This window comes from Thermus sp. (genome assembly GCF_037444525.1).
Lineage (GTDB): Bacteria > Deinococcota > Deinococci > Deinococcales > Thermaceae > Thermus.
Map to the genome: position 1 here is coordinate 1 of NZ_JBBIMD010000119.1, position 2133 is coordinate 2133.

The window sequence follows — 2133 nt, forward strand, 5'->3', positions numbered from 1 at the left end:
GGAGGCGGGCCGAAGTGCCCCTAAGCCAGCGCCTTTCATCCCCCAAGGAAAAAAGGCGCTCCAGCCACGCCCCCACCTTCTCCTCCGAAAGCCCCTCCCACCAGGCGGCAAAGATCTCCTCGCTCCCCACGGTGCGGGGCCCGAAGAAGAGGGCCCGGCCCACGGTGGCAAAGCCCTCCAAGCCCCCCCTTTCAAAAGCGAAGCGAAGGGCCTGGAGCCGGGCCTCCAAGAGGGCATCCCTCCGGAGAACGGGGGAAAGGAGGACCAGGCTTCTGGCCTCCTCCCGGAAGGCCACCCCTAGGGCCTCCAAGGCCCCTTCCCCAAAGGCCAGGAGGTGGAGCCCCGGCTCCGAAGGGAGGTCCCGGAGGAAGTCCAGGCCGGAAGGGGGGGAAAGGAGGCCGGGGAAAAGGCGGAGCTCACCCACACCCCCTTTATACTCCAGGGCATGGAACCCCCCGCCTTCCTCCAGAGGGAAACCCTGGACCAGACCCTAGGGGTGCGTTACCTCAAGCTGGAAAAGGACGAGGTGGTGGCCGAGCTGGACGTGACCCCGAGGGTCCACCAGCCCTTCGGCTTCCTCCACGGAGGGGCCACGGTGGCCCTGGCGGAGAGCGTGGCCAGCGTGGGGGGCTTTCTGAACGCCCCCGAGAGGCACGCGGCCTTCGGGTTGGAGATCAACTGCAACCACATCCGCAAGAAGCAGGCCGGGACCCTCCGCGCCGTGGGCCACCCCCTCCATCTGGGCCGCACCACCCAGGTGTGGGAGGTGAAGGTCTACGACGAGGAGGGCCGGCTGGTGGCCGCAAGCCGGTGCACCCTGGCGGTGGTGCCCCTGGAGGGGGCGTAAAGCGCTTTACAGCCCAAGCCCCACCCCGGGCCTAGGCTAGAGCCTGGAGGTCAGCCATGCGGAAACAGGTATGGATGCTGGGTGTGGCCCTCCTGGGGCTTGGGGTCTTGGCCCAAGGGGGGGACGAGGGGTTGGCCAAGCGGATCTGGAGCCTCTTGGCTGGGTTTAGCGGGGAGGACTACCGGTACACCTGGCACTACATCCCAGGCAAGCCCATGGGCTTCTACCAGGGGACGGAACCCCACGGGGCCATGCTGCGCACCTTTGTGAACGGCATCGCCTACGATGCCATCCAGGCCAAGGCGGGGCGCTACCCGGTGGGGGCCATCCTGGTCAAGGACAACCACATGCCCGATGGAAGGCTGGACGCCATCACGGTAATGGTGAAGATGCCGGAGGGCTACGACCCTGAGCACAACGACTGGTTCTGGGCCAAGTACACTCCCACGGGCCAGGTGGACCTAGCAGGGAAAGTGCCCATGTGCGCCCAGTGCCACGCCCAGGTGCGCGCCCAGGACTACGTCTTTAGCACCCCCATCCGTTAGGCCATCTCCAGATCTTCCACCACGGACTTGAGCCGGGCCGGGTCCAGAAGGTACCCGGCCCCGTCCTTGCGTAAGGCGCCTTCTTGTCGGAAAAGGCGAAAGGCCTGGGCCACGGTCACCCGGGTCACCCCGCACAAGGCGGCCAGGTCTTCCTGGGTCAGGCCCAGCTCCAGGCGCACCCCTTCCGGGACCGGCTGGCCGAAGCTCTCCCCCAAGCGCAGGAGGAGGCGACCCACCCGAACATAGGCGGGCAGGCTGGCCTGGCCCAAGGCCTCGGCTAACTGGGTAAGGTGCTCGGCAAGGAGGGCCGCCAGCATCAAGGCCACCTCGGGAAAGGTGCGGGCCACCTCCAAAAACTGGGTCCGGGAAACCGGGCAGACCACCGCCATCTCGCTCTGCACCCGGGCGGAGACCACCTGCCTTTCTCGGCGGCTCAGAAAGGACTCGCCGAAGATGTCCCCTTCCCCCAAAAGGGCCAGGGCCCGCTCCCCTTTGGGCGTGGGCAGGGAAAGAAGCACCCGCCCTTCCACCAGGATGTAGAGGCTCTCCGCCGGATCCCCGGAAAGGAAGATGGCCTCCCCCTTGCGAAACCGCCGGGGGGGGCATATGGCCTCCACCCCCGCCATGACCTCCGGGTCCAGGCGGCGGGTCCAGCCCGCCTCGGGCAGGAAGAAGGGCATGGGGCTACCGCCTCGAGGCCTCCCCCAGGGAGGGCGCAAAAGGGCCCGCAACCAGTCCATG

General features: G+C 67.6%; 4 protein-coding genes. 2 read left to right on the plus strand and 2 right to left on the minus strand.

Translation table 11 applies throughout. The annotated features are described in order from the left end of the window. Positions 1 to 424 (minus strand): alpha/beta hydrolase (locus WKI94_RS11945; RefSeq protein ID WP_337845943.1); only part of this gene is annotated, 424 nt, incomplete at its 3' end. A 21-nt stretch (positions 425 to 445) separates the two neighbouring features. Here WKI94_RS11945 and WKI94_RS11950 point away from each other — a divergent pair. Both WKI94_RS11950 and WKI94_RS11955 read left to right on the plus strand, forming a co-directional pair. Next, positions 446 to 847 (plus strand): PaaI family thioesterase, encoded by a 402-nt coding sequence (locus WKI94_RS11950; protein WP_337845944.1) that lies wholly within the window; start codon positions 446 to 448, stop codon positions 845 to 847. A 56-nt stretch (positions 848 to 903) separates the two neighbouring features. Further along, positions 904 to 1392: a cytochrome P460 family protein gene (locus WKI94_RS11955; RefSeq protein ID WP_337845945.1), complete on the plus strand. Its 489-nt coding sequence runs from the start codon at positions 904 to 906 to the stop codon at positions 1390 to 1392. Here WKI94_RS11955 and WKI94_RS11960 read toward each other — a convergent pair. Further along, a partial coding sequence (locus WKI94_RS11960) for a Crp/Fnr family transcriptional regulator (protein WP_337845947.1) occupies positions 1389 to 2133 on the minus strand: 745 nt, incomplete at its 5' end. The genes WKI94_RS11955 and WKI94_RS11960 overlap by 4 nt on opposite strands.